The organism is Paenarthrobacter sp. NPDC089322 (assembly GCF_040684895.1).
Lineage (GTDB): Bacteria > Actinomycetota > Actinomycetes > Actinomycetales > Micrococcaceae > Arthrobacter.
In genome coordinates this window covers 70,526-85,403 of sequence record NZ_JBFBGW010000007.1, presented here as the reverse complement: position 1 = coordinate 85,403, position 14,878 = coordinate 70,526, and the positions used below count along the sequence as shown (strand labels likewise).

Annotated in this window: 13 protein-coding genes; 7 read left to right on the top strand and 6 right to left on the bottom strand. The window is 63.9% G+C overall.

The features are described from left to right. Positions 1-115 precede the first annotated feature (115 nt). A complete protein-coding gene (locus AB0N65_RS09670) occupies positions 116-469 on the bottom strand; it encodes an FCD domain-containing protein (protein WP_364160530.1) in 354 nt (117 codons plus the stop codon). 36 nt (positions 470-505) lie between these two features. Here AB0N65_RS09670 and AB0N65_RS09665 point away from each other — a divergent pair, with 36 nt between their 5' ends. Continuing rightward, a complete protein-coding gene (locus AB0N65_RS09665) occupies positions 506-1,705 on the top strand; it encodes a hypothetical protein (protein ID WP_364160528.1) in 1,200 nt (399 codons plus the stop codon). 527 nt (positions 1,706-2,232) lie between these two features. On the opposite strand, the gene AB0N65_RS09660 is transcribed toward AB0N65_RS09665, so the two are convergent. The 3 genes from AB0N65_RS09660 to AB0N65_RS09650 form a co-directional block, all read right to left on the bottom strand. Beyond that, complete coding sequence (locus AB0N65_RS09660; protein WP_364160526.1) at positions 2,233-2,973, bottom strand: GAF and ANTAR domain-containing protein; 741 nt, start codon at positions 2,971-2,973, stop codon at positions 2,233-2,235. Positions 2,974-3,193: 220 nt separating this feature from the next. After that, a complete protein-coding gene (locus tag AB0N65_RS09655; RefSeq protein ID WP_364160524.1) occupies positions 3,194-4,069 on the bottom strand; it encodes an NmrA/HSCARG family protein in 876 nt (291 codons plus the stop codon). A gap of 229 nt (positions 4,070-4,298) precedes the next feature. Continuing rightward, positions 4,299-5,870 (bottom strand): ATP-dependent DNA ligase, encoded by a 1,572-nt coding sequence (locus AB0N65_RS09650; protein ID WP_364160522.1) that lies wholly within the window; start codon positions 5,868-5,870, stop codon positions 4,299-4,301. A 319-nt stretch (positions 5,871-6,189) separates the two neighbouring features. Between AB0N65_RS09650 and AB0N65_RS09645 the strand changes: the two genes are divergently transcribed. Then, positions 6,190-6,504 (top strand): DUF6457 domain-containing protein, encoded by a 315-nt coding sequence (locus AB0N65_RS09645; RefSeq protein WP_364160520.1) that lies wholly within the window; start codon positions 6,190-6,192, stop codon positions 6,502-6,504. A gap of 77 nt (positions 6,505-6,581) precedes the next feature. Here AB0N65_RS09645 and AB0N65_RS09640 read toward each other — a convergent pair whose 3' ends face one another. After that, entirely contained in the window at positions 6,582-7,214 is a 633-nt protein-coding gene (locus tag AB0N65_RS09640) for a nucleoside/nucleotide kinase family protein (RefSeq protein ID WP_364160518.1), read from the bottom strand. A gap of 399 nt (positions 7,215-7,613) precedes the next feature. Here AB0N65_RS09640 and AB0N65_RS09635 point away from each other — a divergent pair, with 399 nt between their 5' ends. Both AB0N65_RS09635 and AB0N65_RS09630 read left to right on the top strand, forming a co-directional pair. Beyond that, on the top strand, positions 7,614-8,753 hold the full coding sequence (locus AB0N65_RS09635; RefSeq protein WP_364160516.1) for an ABC transporter substrate-binding protein: 1,140 nt from the start codon (positions 7,614-7,616) through the stop codon (positions 8,751-8,753). 135 nt (positions 8,754-8,888) lie between these two features. Further along, entirely contained in the window at positions 8,889-9,923 is a 1,035-nt protein-coding gene (locus AB0N65_RS09630; protein WP_364160514.1) for an AAA family ATPase, read from the top strand. A 29-nt stretch (positions 9,924-9,952) separates the two neighbouring features. Here the strand turns inward: AB0N65_RS09630 and AB0N65_RS09625 are convergent, their stop codons facing one another. After that, the gene (locus AB0N65_RS09625) at positions 9,953-11,815 is read right to left on the bottom strand and encodes a BTAD domain-containing putative transcriptional regulator (RefSeq protein WP_364160512.1); all 1,863 of its coding nucleotides are present in this window, start codon (positions 11,813-11,815) and stop codon (positions 9,953-9,955) included. Between the two features lie 119 nt (positions 11,816-11,934). Here AB0N65_RS09625 and AB0N65_RS09620 point away from each other — a divergent pair, with 119 nt between their 5' ends. The 3 genes from AB0N65_RS09620 to AB0N65_RS09610 all read left to right on the top strand — a co-directional run bounded on the left by AB0N65_RS09620 (position 11,935) and on the right by AB0N65_RS09610 (position 14,874). Beyond that, the gene (locus tag AB0N65_RS09620; RefSeq protein WP_364160510.1) at positions 11,935-12,816 is read left to right on the top strand and encodes an alpha/beta hydrolase; all 882 of its coding nucleotides are present in this window, start codon (positions 11,935-11,937) and stop codon (positions 12,814-12,816) included. 193 nt (positions 12,817-13,009) lie between these two features. Further along, positions 13,010-13,606: a TetR/AcrR family transcriptional regulator gene (locus AB0N65_RS09615; protein WP_364160508.1), complete on the top strand. Its 597-nt coding sequence runs from the start codon at positions 13,010-13,012 to the stop codon at positions 13,604-13,606. Beyond that, positions 13,606-14,874, top strand: a complete 1,269-nt coding sequence (locus tag AB0N65_RS09610; RefSeq protein WP_364160506.1) for a nucleotide disphospho-sugar-binding domain-containing protein — start codon at positions 13,606-13,608, stop codon at positions 14,872-14,874. The genes AB0N65_RS09615 and AB0N65_RS09610 overlap by 1 nt, the downstream gene beginning before the upstream one ends. Positions 14,875-14,878 lie beyond the last annotated feature (4 nt).

Below are 14,878 nucleotides of genomic sequence, written 5' to 3'. Positions count from 1 at the left end.
TCATTGCATCTACTGTGCTTGGGTTTTGTTGGCCGTGTATTTGATGGTGTTGCAGCCTGAGAAGGTTCCGGTGCCGGGTATGAAGCCGGTGAGGCGTGAGACGCCCTAGTCGGGGTCAGAGTGGAAGCGAATTTGACGTGTTGCGGGCGCTGGCCAAGGACTGTCTGGTGAGCCGGGTTGCGGCTTTGGTGTCCTTTGCGCGCGCGGCTTCGAGGATGGCGGGTTGGGGTGTCCAGAGGCTTGCGTCATTGTGGTCGATGGCCTCGGTGGCGCCGATGAACTTGTAGGGGCGGCATTGCAGCCAAAGGTTTTCGATGACGTCTACAAGGACTGGATTGCCGCTGGCGGTGTAGAGCGTTCGGAGCAGAACCTCGTCCTCGTCGAGGGCATCCCAGACCCTGCGCTCGGCCACTGCCTGCTGCATACGGCCCAGGGCTGCCTCCATCCGCTCGACGTCAGAATCCGTCACGTTCGCTTGTTCCCCGAGGCGGACGGTTGCCAACCGGTGGACGGGTACAACGGCATCTTCTCCTTCACACCAGACGGCAACCCCCTCCTGGGCGAAGTGCCCGGCATGAAGGGTGTTTGGCTGGGCGAATCAGTCTGGCTTACCCAGTCCGCGGGAGTTGCCGGAGTTCTTGCGGACTGGATCGTCACCGGAGATCCGGGCGTGGACACCACCGCCCTGGACTTCCGCCGCTTCGACCAGACTCATCTGACCCGGACCGTCAGCATCGAGCTCGCGAGTGAAAACTATGACGAGGTCTATGACATCAGCCATCCCCGCAAGCGGAGCTCGCGTCTCCGGAAGTTCTCAACTACCCCCTTCTATACCCGGCAGGAAGCCTTGGGAGCGGAATTCGGCACGTCCCAAGGAGGGTGGGAACGGCCACTCTGGTACGCGCCTGGTCCCGACTGCAGGGAGACGATCAGGGATGAGTGGGCAAGCTACGGATGGTCTCCGGCAATTTCGGCCGAGGCAGTTGCCGCATCGCAGGCCGTTGGGCTGGCGGACAGGGGAGCAAGCAATGTCTTCGAAGTCAGTGGGCCAGGGGCGGTAAAACACCTTCACGAGGTTCTTGGCTCGGAAGTGGAACTCGACGTCGACCAGAGCACAGGCGTCCTGGTTACCTCAGCCTCGGGCGGCATCGCCGCCGACCTGACGATCGTGCGTGCTGCCGCCGACTCCTACCTCGTCATCGGCAGCGTCCCGGAAGACATTTGGCACCTGCGCCGCGAAACACCTCACTCAAGTACCGCCGTCGTCGTTGACCGGACATCGGCAACCACCGCCCTTGGTGTGATCGGACCCAATGCCGCGGGGCTCCTGAATGAACTGAGCCGCGGAGGCTTTGCGGCGGCGACGCCGGCCGATGCTCCGCTGATCGACTTGGGCGGAGTGCCCGTTCGGGTGGTCGCAGAGACGCTGACCGGTGCTGGCGGCTGGACGCTTTACGCGGCCACGGAACACGGTCTCTACCTCTGGGATTTGCTGGTCGACGCAGGGGAAGGCCATGGCTTGGCCGTGGTGGGCGACGAAGCCTTCACGGCACTGCGCATCGCGAACGGCACGCCGGCGTTCGGCCTGGACTACGGACCCCAGGACACTGGATCCTTCGGCTGCATGGATGACCGTCTATCCGCGGCGGGGGCATTCTTAGCTGTTCGTTCTGGTCAGGCTGGTTTGGGGAGGCGGTGGTTTTGATGGTGTTCCAGGACCGCCCCGGGAGCCTCTTAGCACCCGTAAGTAACTACTCGTCGCACCTTGGAAATCGAGTACCGGGTACTGGTGCGCACCTTGATGGTGCAGGGGTTTAGTTAAGGCAGCGGTACCAAGCACCGGCGTTGACCCCCATAACAGCCGGCACCTTGCTACTGTACCTGCTGGCAAGGCCGGATAGCGGTAACCAGAAGCCCGTCCGGCCTTTCGCCTGCCCGCACCTTGCTGATTCAGCTCTTTCCCGTTTCTCTACGGCAACAAGACCGTCTTCCAGCCGTGGGTGTTTCCTTGGTCTGCTGCCTGTCTTCAGGTTCATCACCATGCTCTGCCAGGGGAGCGCGCCCAATATTGATGGAATCTTGAGCGCCAGATACGTGTACGCGGCTACTGCCGCGTGGCAAAGTGGGAGTCGTCTCGCGAAAGCATAGGCATGCTGGGTGGCCCGTTCTGCAGTGTGCGGGCCGTCCAGGTTCCCTGAGTGGGCCCATCCCTTTGGTGTGCCAGTGCCGGTGTCAGTCCTCGAAGTGGGTTGCCGGTGTTGCACGTGCGCCGTTGCGTTCGCTGACGATGCTTGCAGCGACATCGTGCAGTTTCTGGTTCCGGTTCTGCGACGCCAGATGTAGGAAACGGAAGGCTTCTTCCTGGGTGCAGTTGCTTTCGGCCATGATGATCCCCGTCGATAAATCAATCACCGTCCGGCGTGCCATGGCAGCCTTCAGGTCTTCGGCCAGCAGGTCAGCGGTGGCGATCCGCAGGGCAAGGCGCAATGCCTGGCCGGCCGTATCGGCGAAGACCACCGCCTCGGCGATGGGCGCATTGCTAAAGGCTCCTGTTGCGGGTGCGAAGAAGTTCAGGGCTGCGGAGGCGTCGTCGCCCAGTTCCAATGGGACAGCCAGGACACTGCGCGCTCCGGCCTCGGCCAGCGCATTACTGTACTGCGGCCACTGAACAGCTGTGCTGGTGTCCTTCAGAGTCACCGGTTGGTTGGTTTGGAGTGCCTCCATGACGGGGCCGTCGCCCAGGGCTTGTTCTATGCCGTCCCACAGAATTGCATCATCACTGCTGCCAGCCAGGGTGACCGCGCGCTTGCGGCGGCAGAGAGTCGCGGCACATTCGATTCTTATGCCGGTCACACGGCTGAGTGTGGTTGCCGCGAGACGGGTCATGCCGTCCAGGAAGGACGTGATGTCACCGGTGCCAGCGATGAGTTGGTGAAGTCGCTGGAAGTCTTCGTTCTGCTCCTCAGTGTCCACATCCAGCATTGTAAAAGCGGGTATTTGCCTAGGCAAAATGACGAACTCCGGCGATTTTTGGGCCTCATGCCAGGCGTTGATTTTCCCCGACCGCGGCCTGAGAAAGTGCTTCTCCACCAGTGCAGGAGCAACCGCAGTGGACGCCTGGTTTCACCTCCGAGCCCGGATCCCTGAGGCAGGCCAAGCGGCAGCCCCGCAATCCAGCGCTGCTCGGCACTGCTCACTTTGGCCGTTGTATCAGCCATTCCTTAACGGTCCGGGCCTCCGGCAGGACCTCGCGCGTTTCCTGTGTACTCATGTCGAACTGCCCGGTCCGCAGCCATCGCCACATGGTGGTCAGGTCCTTCCCCACGAACCGTTCAAACAGCTTCTCCGGCATCGGCAACCCACGGGGCTTTCGTCCGGTCCGTTCCTGCCATAGAGTTCGGCACTCGTCTATTGACCGCACGTCGGATGCCAGTCCCAGCACCGCGCCGCTCCAGCGTTCGGGGTCCGCGAACATCCGGGCGGCGATGGCACCCAGATCGTCAACGCACAGCCAGCCCACCGGCCGGGTCGGGCCCATCAGCTTTGGCATCAGGTGCCAGGTGGAAAACTGCGGGTAGTAGCCTTTGTCCGTCATTAGTTCCATGAACGCCATTGGCCGGAGCACGGTGAGCGGCAGTCCGAGTTCGCGAAAGCGCCGGGCGATGACCAGCTTCGAGTCCCAGGAGCCGACGCCTGTTGGCTGGTCGCTGACTCCTGCCGCCCCGTACACCACGTGGCGTATGCCCGCTTCGGCCGCGGCCTCCGCCACGTTGCTGCCTTGCCGGACTTCGGCGTCGATTCCACTGGTCATGGGATTCTGGACGTTGAAAAGCCCATAGGCCCCGTTGAACGGCGTCCGAAGAGAGCCGGGATCCTCGGTGTTCGCTTGCTGAACCTCAGCGCCGAGTGCGCGCAGGGCCTGTGAAGCATCACTGGACGGATTCCGGGTCAGGGCGCGCACCTGCCACCCGTCTTTGAGGAGGTGATGGACCACGGCCGATCCCTGCCGGCCGGTCGCACCGACCACAGCCACCACACCCGGTGTGCCCCTGCCCGAGGAAAAAGCCATGGCTTAGTATCCCATTTAAGCCGAGGATTTGACCTGGGACGGAAGGAACAGCCCACGCCCGACCGGACGGATGAGAGGCCGGTTACGAGAGTTTCTCGAGGATTTCATCGACGGCTCGGCGGCCCGAGCGGATGGTGCTGGTCATCGCGACTAGACAAAAAGAAGGAAGTGCTCAACGCGGCGGCCGGGAATTCGCCAGATCAGGGCAATTTCACGGAAGTGGGGCAACTCATCCCGCGTCTGGCTCCGCCGCCACGGGCGATACCTTCCTGCCCCTTGGTGTACGGAGCAGAGCGCACAAGTTTTGGATCGTGTCGGCCTCCGCGGCGGTCTTGTCGTCACGATAGCGCTTGACGCGTGCAAATCGAAGGGCGATTTCACCTGGGTAGCGGGGAGAGTATTGGACGCCGTCGATGGCGATCTCGACCACGGTGACCGGTTCGATCCATACGGTGCCCGCAGTACGCCGCACCTCCAACTCCTGGAACTTTTCCGTCTGCCACTGCAGCAGCGCGTCGGTGAGGCCCTTGAAAGTCTTTCCCACCATGACGTAACCGCCGGGTTCGCCGAACTGGCCGACAGGGTCCAGGGCTCCGAGGTGCAGGTTCGACAGCAGCCCGGCGCGCCTTCCTGACCCCCATTCGCAGGCGAGAACTACCAGGTCGTAGGTGAGCACGGGCTTTACCTTGATCCAATGTGAACCGCGCCGTCCCGCGGCGTAGGACGAGCCCAGAGCCTTCACGACCACACCCTCATGGCCGGCGGCCAGGGCTTCGCGGGACACGCTTTCGGCAACAGCCGCATCCGCAGTGATTTTCCCCGGGATGCGGTGACCGGGAGCGATGCGCTCAAGGACGCCAATTCGTGTGGCCAGCGGCTCGTCGAGCAGGTCGCGCCCGTCTACATGCAGCACGTCGAAAAACCACGGATGCAGCAGTGTGGTGCGCGCCGCGTTCGCCCCGAACCGGGACATGGTCTCCTGGAACGGTCTGGGCCCGCCGTCCTCGTCGAGTGCCAGCGTCTCGCCGTCGAGGATCACATCACGCACGGGCATTCCGCGCACGACCTCCACCACTTCCGGCAACCGATGGGTCACTTCGGCCAGAGTGCGCGTGTAGATGTGCACGTCGTCGCCGGCACGGTGCACCTGGATGCGTGCGCCGTCGAGCTTGTATTCCACCGATGCTTCCCCCGTAGCCTCCAGCGCCTCGCTGGCACTGGCCGCGGTTGCGGCGAGCATCGGCTGCACCGGACGCCCGACGACGAGGCCCACTGCGTCAAGTTGTTCCGCAGTGCCCGTGATCGCCAGCAAGGCGGTCCCGCCGAGATCGCCGGAGAGCATCGCCGCCCGGCGGACGGCCTCGACCGGCCGGCCGGCGGCGCGGGCAACTGCATCGGTTAGTACGCCCTCAAGCGCACCGGTACGAAGTTCTCCGAGCAGGACGCCGGCGATGAAGTTTTGCTCTCGTTCTGTGGCTTCCGCCATCAGGGTCCGAAGGATGGAGGCGCGTTCCGCGGTCGAGCCAGCGCCTGCGGCTGCCAGCAGCCGGTCCAACGCAGCGTCGAGGCGGGCGATGGTGAGAGTCGGCTCAGCAGCGGGCTTGCCCTTTGCCGCCCTCATGCCGCTCCAGCCGATCCCGACCCGCCCCTGGCGAGGCTTGGCCGTGAGCAAACCGACCGCCGTCGGGATGTCCGCGGGGTCGAGCCGGAGCAGCAGGCCTGCCAGTTCACTGACCTTGGCGACCCGGGAGCGGGTTGCCGCGACGGCTTCCGAGGTCTTCACGAGCTCATCGAGCAGCATGGCACCAGTCTGTCACGGCCGCTGGCTATGGACAGCGATTAAGCCCTGCTCCAGAGGCCGCGCGGGAATCATCGTCGCCGGTCTCACGGAGCCATCTGTTCTGGTTCGCCGTTTCGTCGTCGGGACCCACGTCCAGATGACCCGCAATCCAGCCGCAAGGGGGCGCCGCCACATACTTCATAAGGCGTAAATCGATGGCGACCGGAGGCGAACGTCCCGTCCCCGGCCAATTTGTCGGCAACTCACTGACTTGCGCGTGAATGCCTTGTATTCTCGTGGCACCACCCAGACAACTCGAGACTTTCGGGAAGGAGAAATCATGCCCAGCGACGACGAAGCACAGGTTCTGTCCCAATGGAGTCAGGACCTGGGGAGAGCGCTACAAATCGATCTTGACGTTGACCAGGAGCTCCTCCTTGACCTGGCAAGAAAATCTGCAGACTCCGTGATCCATGCAGCAGCGCCGGTGACGGCTTTCCTGGTTGGTTACGCCGCCGGGCGTGAGGCCGGGAAAGGAAGCGGGGAATCGGACGTTTCACCTGCCGTCGCGACTAACAGGGCAGCCGACATCGCCTTCAAGCTCTGTTCTGACCGGGCGGAAGGAAAGGGCTGGGAGCCCATAAATCAGTCGTAAAGCCGAGAACCCTTGCTAAGGCAGTAGCTCATCGGCATTTCGCTGTGACGGGTTACGCAGCATCACAGCGTGAGAACTCATGTCCACCTGATGATGAGGTCTGCGAAAGTCTTGGTTGATTCGACGTATCGTGCGTTGGTTTCGTCAGGTCCGTGCGCCCAGGCTTCGGCCGCGGCCGGCTCCATACCGGAAGCAATATGTCGTTGGATGAGACGAGGGATCCGGATGTCCGGAGGTGTTTCAACAAACCAGACCTCGTCCAGGTAGCTGCGAACTTTGCCCCAGCGGCCTTGCTTCGCAAGAAGATAGTTGCCCTCGGTGAAGACGTAGGTCACTGACTTTGGGATGGCAATGGATGCCGCTATTGGTTCCTCCAGGCCGCGACGGTATGCCGGCGCGTAGATGGGGTCTTCTTCGTTGCGCTTGAGCCGGTCAAGCAACGAGAGATATCCGCCGATGTCGAAGGTGTCGATAGCTCCTTTCCGCTCACTTAAAGGCGTGCCGGCGATGATGGCATTTGCCAGGTGGAAGCCATCCATGGGCACAACCGCACTCTCGTCACCGAGCTGTTGGGTAAGGAGTCCGGCAAGGGTGGATTTTCCTGCGCCGGGTGGGCCAACGAGCCCGATGATCTGACGACTTCCTGAGACAGTGCTGTGGCGTAGGTGCTCTGTGAGTTCCGCGGTGTTGCCGGAGAGTGTTGGTTGCACTATGTCCTTTCAAGCTCCTCTGCCAAACCTGGTTGGCCCTGCTGGACTGCCCAGCTCCCACATGGAGAATGGCACACCCGCTCCCGCCATGGAAGCGGGTTCAGGAGAAGCCAATGATGACGAAATCGGTCGGTTTTTGACATTGGATTTCAACGTATGAATTTGCGCGTCGCTCGGTGACCGAAGGTGTCATTGTTCGTTGTCACTCATGCCAGCGCAATCGTAATCTCGATCCAGCAAGGCGGCAGTTCACGAAAGCGATCCGCCTCCTGTCCAGGTTCCATGTACGTCCAAGCGACCTCCGTGGCCGGACAACGAACTACCCGCATCGGCAAATCATCTCCGTTCCAGGCCTGAAGCTTCATTCAGGCCTGCCCTCTCCCCAAAAGGAATCCTCCAGTGTCGTCACCTCAGGACAACTCCTCCACCCGCATCGTTGCGGGTCAGACCCCCGGTAAGCCCAAGCGTCGCCGTACCGTCCAGATTGGACTGGCCGTCGGCCTGGTCCTGCTGATTGGTGCAGGCGCGGCGGTGGCCTCCGTTGTCTCCAACGGCAACAACCAGGCCGCACCGGCAGCGACCACGTCGCCCGCGGCTGAGCTCAAACTCGGCTATTTCAGCAACGTCACGCACGGCCCGGCGCTGGTGGGTACCAGCCAGGGCATCATCGCGAAGGAACTGGGCGATACGAAGCTCAGCACTCAGATCTTCAACGCCGGCCCGGCCGCCATCGAGGCGCTGAACGCCGGCGCGATCGACGCCACGTATATTGGCCCGAACCCGGCGATCAACTCGTTCGTGAAGAGCAACGGCGAGTCCATCAGCATCATCGCCGGCGCGGCGGCTGGTGGTGCGCAGTTGGTGGTGAAGCCGGAGATCACCTCCGCGGCGGACCTCAAGGGCAAGGTCCTGGCGTCCCCGCAGCTTGGCGGGACGCAGGATGTGGCGTTGCGGGCCTGGCTGGGGGAGCAGGGTTACAAGACGAACGTGGACGGCAGCGGTGATGTGAACATCAACCCGACCGAAAACGCCCAGACCCTGAAGCTCTTCCTGGATGGAAAGCTCGACGGCGCGTGGTTGCCTGAGCCGTGGGCCTCGCGTTTGGTGCTGGAGGCCGGGGCGAAGGTCCTGGTAGATGAGAAGGACTTGTGGGACAAGGGTGAGTTCACCACCACCATCCTGATCGTGAACAAGAAGTTCGCCGCCGAGCACCCGGAGACGGTGAAGGCGTTGTTGAAGGGCCATGTGGAGTCCGTGAAGTGGCTGAACAACGCGTCCCCGGCGGACAAGGCCAGCACGATCAACGCCGTGTTGAAGGACACCGCGGGCAAGCCGCTTCCGGCCAACGTGATCGAGCGGGCGCTGCAGAACATCACCTTCACCACCGACCCGCTGGCCGGGACGTACAAGAAGCTCCTGGAAGACGGCGTCAAGGCCGGCACCACCAAGGAAGCCGACATCAACGGCATCTTCGACCTCCGCACCCTGAACGAGGTCGAAGGCAAAAAGACCTCCGCCGCCGGACTCGGCCAGGAATAGCAAAGCAGCCGAACCAGGGGTGCGCGGGCCGGATGGCCCGGGCACCCCTGTTTTTTGGTTCCACGCATGCCGTGGGCAGGGCAAACGGCCGTTGATGACCAGCCCCGGTCTGAAATCGAGTACTACAGTGGATGTATGGCTCCCAGCCGCAATCCGCTCGATGACCTGCGTGAAACCATTGGCCACCTGGCTAATCAGCTCAAGCTGTCCGGGTCCGAGCGCGTGGATGACCTGATGGGCGATCTCGTTGGTGCAAGGCCCGGTCCGGCCCGGCCGCTGTCCGAGGTACGGGCCGAACTCGACGCTCTGGTTGGACTGGAGACCGTGAAGGAACAGGTGCGGGGCCTCGTCGCATTGCTGCAGGTCCAGGCCCGCAGAAAGGCGCACGGTCTTCCGGAGGTGGCAACATCACAGCATCTGGTGTTCCTCGGTAACCCGGGCACGGGCAAGACCACCGTGGCGCGGCTTCTGGCCGAAATGTACCGCGCGGTTGGTCTGCTCCAGAAAGGGCACCTGGTTGAGGTCGACCGTTCCGGTCTGGTAGGGCAGTACGTCGGAGCGACTGCCATCAAGACCGACCGGGTGATCCGCCGTGCGCTGGACGGCGTGCTGTTCATCGACGAGGCCTACGCGCTGGCTCCCGAAGACGGACGGACGGACTTCGGCCCTGAGGCGATCGAGATCCTGCTCAAGCGGATGGAGGACCACCGCCACCGCTTGGTCGTGATTGTGGCCGGCTACCCGCGGTTGATGGAATCTTTCTTGCTGTCAAACCCCGGACTGCGCTCCCGGTTTGCCCGGGAGATCACGTTTCCCGACTACTCCGTGGAGGAACTCCAGACAATCTTCCACCAGATGCTGGCCCAGCACGAGTACACGCTGGAACCGGGTGCCGACCAGATGTTACGCCGCATCCTGGCCGGGCTCCATGCGAGTGAGGATTCCGGCAACGCGAGGTTCGCCCGCACGCTGTTCGAGCAGGCGCTCAACCGCCAGGCGCTGCGGCTGTCGCTTAACGAGGAGCAAAGTCTTGATGCCCTCGATCGTGAGGCCGTCATGACACTCACCGCCGACGACATCGTCGAGGCCGCCTTGGCCTTGGGTGAGGAGCCGGAACCCGAATCAACGCCGGAACCTGATCAGACACGCTGGTGGCGATGGCTGGGCTGACAGGCTGAACGCACAAACCACGGACATCATCACTTCTGAGCAAGCAGCTGCAAGTACTCGCTAACCAGCCCGAGATCTGCGATGGCGCCGCCGGCTGCCCGTTCGTTTCTTGCGGGGGTTAGTGCTGCCTGGGCCCGTGCCGCGGTGGTTGGTTCGCCGGTTTCGGCGGCGGTTTGGGCGATGATGCACCAGATGGTTTCCTGCAGGAGGTCTTTGGGTGGTTCGGGGAGGTTCTGGAGTTGTTGGATGGCTTCAGCGCTTCGTCTTGCGCGGTGGAGCAGGAGGGGGTGTACCCATGGTTCGTAGGGGCCGAACTGGCCGTCGCTAAGGGGAGCTCCGGTGCGCAGTTGCCGCGCTAGGGCGGCGAAGGCCGCGAGTCCCTGGCTGAATCCTGGCATTTCGTTGGTCATCGCGGGCTGGGGTCCTGCATGGAAGACATGGCGGTACCAGCCGGTGAAGACTGTGGCGAGCCGTCTTTCGTGGCGTGCGGCCAGAAGGTCCACGGCGGCTGCTTCTTCGTTGGCTCCCTCGATATCGCCGAGTGCGCAGAGCGCCTGCATGCGGATCAGGTGGCCGTTGATCATGAAGGTGGGGGAGTCGGCGTCGTGCGCGGCGTCGGTCAGCTCGGCGCCCAGGGCCGCCCGCTGACCGGCCAGTCCCGTGGTGGTGAATTCCTGCATGAACCGTGAGCTGAGGGCGAAGCAGAGCAGGAACGGGTCCCCGAGGCGCCGTGCGATCGCTTCGGCTTCGGCGGCTTCGTCCCGGCGGCTGGCGGTGCCGCGGGATTCCATGGCGATCGTGGCGAGCAGCCGCGCGCGTGTGCGGTCACTGAGACCGGTGCCGGAGTGCAGGGCATGCTCGGCGGCGTTGATGATGGCCTGGGCGGCCTGGGTGTCATCTGACCGGGTCCAGATTCCGGGGATGTCGTAGCCTCCGACGACGCGGGCCAGCAGTTCGGGGTCGCCCAGTTCCTGAGCGGACCGGATTGCTGTGAGGCGGTGGGAGCGGGCGGTTCCGGGGTCACCGGCAACGGCGAGGCTTCCGAGCACGGCGTTGGAGGCTTCCAGTTGCGCGCGTGTTCCGCTGTGGCTCAGGGCCGTCCCGGTGGCTGCCAGGTTGCTTGGTTCGGGCAGGTCGAGTCCGGTGTCGCGGCGCAGGATGCGCGAGGCGAGGTTGGTGAGCCGGGGACCAAGGTCCAGGCCGAGTTCCTCAGTGAACCGGCGGCGGACCGTGCGGAGGACTTCCAAGGCGTCGGCTTCCCGCCCACAGCGGTAGAGGGCCAGGGCGTGGAGCCGCCATCCCTCCTCGCGCCAGGGATGCGCCGGCGTATGTGATTCGAGCAACGCCAGGGCGTCGCCTGGTCGCCGGTCGTCGAGCCTGGCTTGGGCGCAGCGTTCGACGGCGGTCTGGCGCAGGCCCTCGAGGCGGCTCAGCTCAGGTGCGGCCCAGGTTCGGTCGGAGAATTCCTGATAGGGGAGGCCGTCCCCTTCGCCCAGTGCTTTAGTGAGGCGGGCATCGGCGTGGGACGGCGTTTCGGGAGCGGTGGCGTTGAGGGCGGTCTCGAAGCGCCAGACGTCGACGGCCTCGGGCTCGAGGCGGAGGGCGTAGCCGTCACCGATCGTTACGAGCGTCGTGGGCGGGGTGCGGGGCGGCCGGTGTGGTTCGAGGATTTTGCGGAGTTCGCCGATGAAGGTTCTGACGGCTCCCACGGCCCCGGGCGGAGGGGCGTCCTCCCACAGCATATCGATCATCTCGGTCGTGGGGATGGCCCTGCCTCGGTGCAAGGTGAGGATGGCGATGATTTCCCGGTGCCGCCGCTTGGACAACAGCACTTCGGTGCCCCCAACCTCTATCCGGATGGGCCCGAGGACGCGGAGCTGAAGTGGGTTCACCCGGTACATGCTAGCCAGACCTGCCGTGAGGCGGCTGGGGCGGGGCCCGGGCCGGGCTGATTGGGCGCTGATTCGCGTCCGCCACAGTGGGGTCATCACCAACAATGAAGGAGAAGACTATGACCCTGACCCTGCTTCCCGAGGCCACGTACCATCGCGTCCCGGTGGCTGCCGGAGTGGAACTGAACGTCGCCGTCGCCGGGTCCGGGCCCGCCGTCGTACTTTTGCACGGGTTCCCGCAAACGCACCTGATGTGGCGGCACGTGGCCGCTGACCTCGCCACCGACTACACGGTCATCTGTCCGGACGTGCGCGGCTACGGCGACAGTGACAAACCGGCAGAAGCGAACCAAGAGACCTATTCCAAGCGCACCATGGCCGCGGACGTCGTCGCGGTGGCCAAAGCGCTGGGCCACGACCGTTTCGCGCTGGCGGGTCACGACCGCGGAGCGTTGGTGGCGATCCGCGCCGGCCTGGACCACCCCGAGGCTGTCACGCATTTGCTGGCCTTGGACGTCCTCCCGACTCTGGATATGTGGGACGTCCTGAAAGGAGCGGACGCGAAAGTCGCCTGGCACCTGTATCTCATGGCCCAACCCGCAGGAGTACCGGAGCCCATGATCCAGGCAACGGCCGATACGTTCTTCGCCTCGTTCCTGGACGGTTGGACAAACAGCCCGGACGCGATCCCGGCCGTCTACCGGGAGGCGTACCTCGAAGCGTCCGCGGGCGCCGTCCCCTCCATCGTGGCGGACTACCGTGCCTCCGCAGGAATCGACGTGGCCCACGACCAAGCCGACCGGAACGCCGGCACCACCCTGGCCATGCCCGTCACCGTCATCCAACAGGACTGGGGAGCAGCCCTCGGCTACGACGCCCGTGCCCTCTGGAGCGCATGGGCGCCCAGGCTGCACCACACCACCCTGAACTCCGGACACTTCATGGCCGAAGAAAACCCCGCAGCCGTCAGCCATGCGCTCCGCGAACTCATGAAACGGTAGGGCGTCGCCAGCGGCGGGTCGGGTCTCTTCGGGCATGAAGCCGACCCGCCTGCCGCCTCCTCCCTGCCTCACCGGACGTGGCGGGCGATCCGGGGACCGGACCCATAACGAGCAGCCCCACTGTATAAGCGTCAGGAGCGCCTCCTGCAACGGGCTATGGACCTCCCGCCGATTTAAAGTTAATCTGATTAACATGAAATTAAGGGGGACCGAGGGCCGCTCCTACGACATGGGTAAACGCGCCTCGACTACGGCGGAAACCGGACGTCGCATCCTTCAGGCGACCGAAGACCTCTTCATGGAAGGCCCGCTATCCGACCTCACCCTCAATGCTGTCGCTGAACGGGCCGGCGTCACTGTCCAAACGGTGATTCGGCGCTTCGGGGACCGCCTTGGCCTGATCAATGCCACGGCGGAGTTCACATCTGCCCGGGTCATGGGCCAGCGGGATGCCGCCCCGGCAGGCGACGTGCGCGCCGCCGTCGAGAACCTGATGGACCACTACGAGACCATGGGAGCTTTGGCGCTGAAACTGCTCGCCGAGGAGAATGCCTCCCCGGTCCTGGCTGACATCGCGCAGGGTGGCCGGCAACTGCACCGGCAATGGTGTGAGCGGGTCTTTGACCCCTTTCTGGAGAATGAGCCGGATCGCGATCGCCGCCTTGCGCAGTTCGTCGCACTCTGCGACGTCTACACCTGGAAGCTCCTCCGCCACGATGCTGGGCTGGGCCGCGATCAGGTCACTCTTTCCCTGCTCGAGATGCTTGAGCCGTTTACCCGGAGTCCTTGATGTCCACCGTCCTCGCCTACTCTTCGCCCGCCATTGGCCACCTTTTTCCCATGGTTCCGTTGCTGCTGGAGTTGAAATCCCGGGGCCATGAGGTCCACCTGCGGACACTCCCCAAACAAGTCCACCCCATGCGGGACCTTGGCTTCCATGCAGAACCGGTGGATGAGCGGCTTCTCGGAATCGAAGCGCGGGACTACCTCACCAAGTCCACCAAGGACGCCCTCGCCTCCAGCGTTGACACCTTCACCTCGCGCGCCCGCTTGGATGCGCCGGACTTCCGTTCGGCAATTGACGACGTCGGCCCTGATCTCGCGCTCGTTGACATCAATTGCTGGGGTGCGCGAATTGTGGCCGAGCATTTAGGAATGCCCTGGGCAACGTTCAGCCCGTTTACTCCGCCGATCCAATCCAAGGGCACTCCGCCATTCGGTCCGGGACTGGCACCTATGTCCGGACCGTTGGGAAGGGCCCGCGACGCCGTCGTCCGACGTTTGGTGATTGGCGCCGTCGAGAAGCTGATGATGCCCGGCATGAACCGTCTCCGCGCCGACGTCTCCAACGGACAGCTACCCCCGGTGAGCAGTGCGGATGCCTTCTTCCGCACGGCTCCATTGATGCTTGTCGCTACCTCGGAGCCCTTTGAGTACGAACACGCCGACTGGGCTCCGAGGATCCGAATGATCGGTTCCGTGGCGTGGGAACCACCTGTAGAAACACCGCCATGGCTCGAGGAATTGGAGCAACCTGCGGTTCTTGTGACGACGTCCTCCGAGTATCAGGCGGACGAGCGGCTGGTTCGCACCGCCCTGGAAGCCCTGGCAAAGGAGCCATACTCTGTCATCGCTACGCTGCCGGCATCCAGGGCCGGATCGGCAGGCGCCGCCAGGGCTTCCGGCACTGACGCCGTCCGAACTGTTCCGGCCAACGCCCGGATCGAGCACTTCGTGCCCCACTCGTTGGTGCTCGATAGGGCCGCCGTCGCCATCACACATGGGGGCATGGGATCCACGCAGAAGGCTCTTGCCAAAGGGGTACCTGTGGTTGTGGTTCCCTTCGGGAGGGACCAGCACGAGGTAGCGGCGAGGGTTGTGGCTGCCGACGCCGGGGTGCGGCTTAATCCCCGGAAACTCACCCCGGGCAGACTCCGGGAAGCGGTCCAAGAGGCCCGCAGCAAAGCGGGAGGGGCACGTCGAGTCGCCGCCGGCTATAAAGCGGCCGGAGGTGCTATAGCAGGCGCAAATGCCCTGGAAGGGCTGCTACCAGAATGAACAC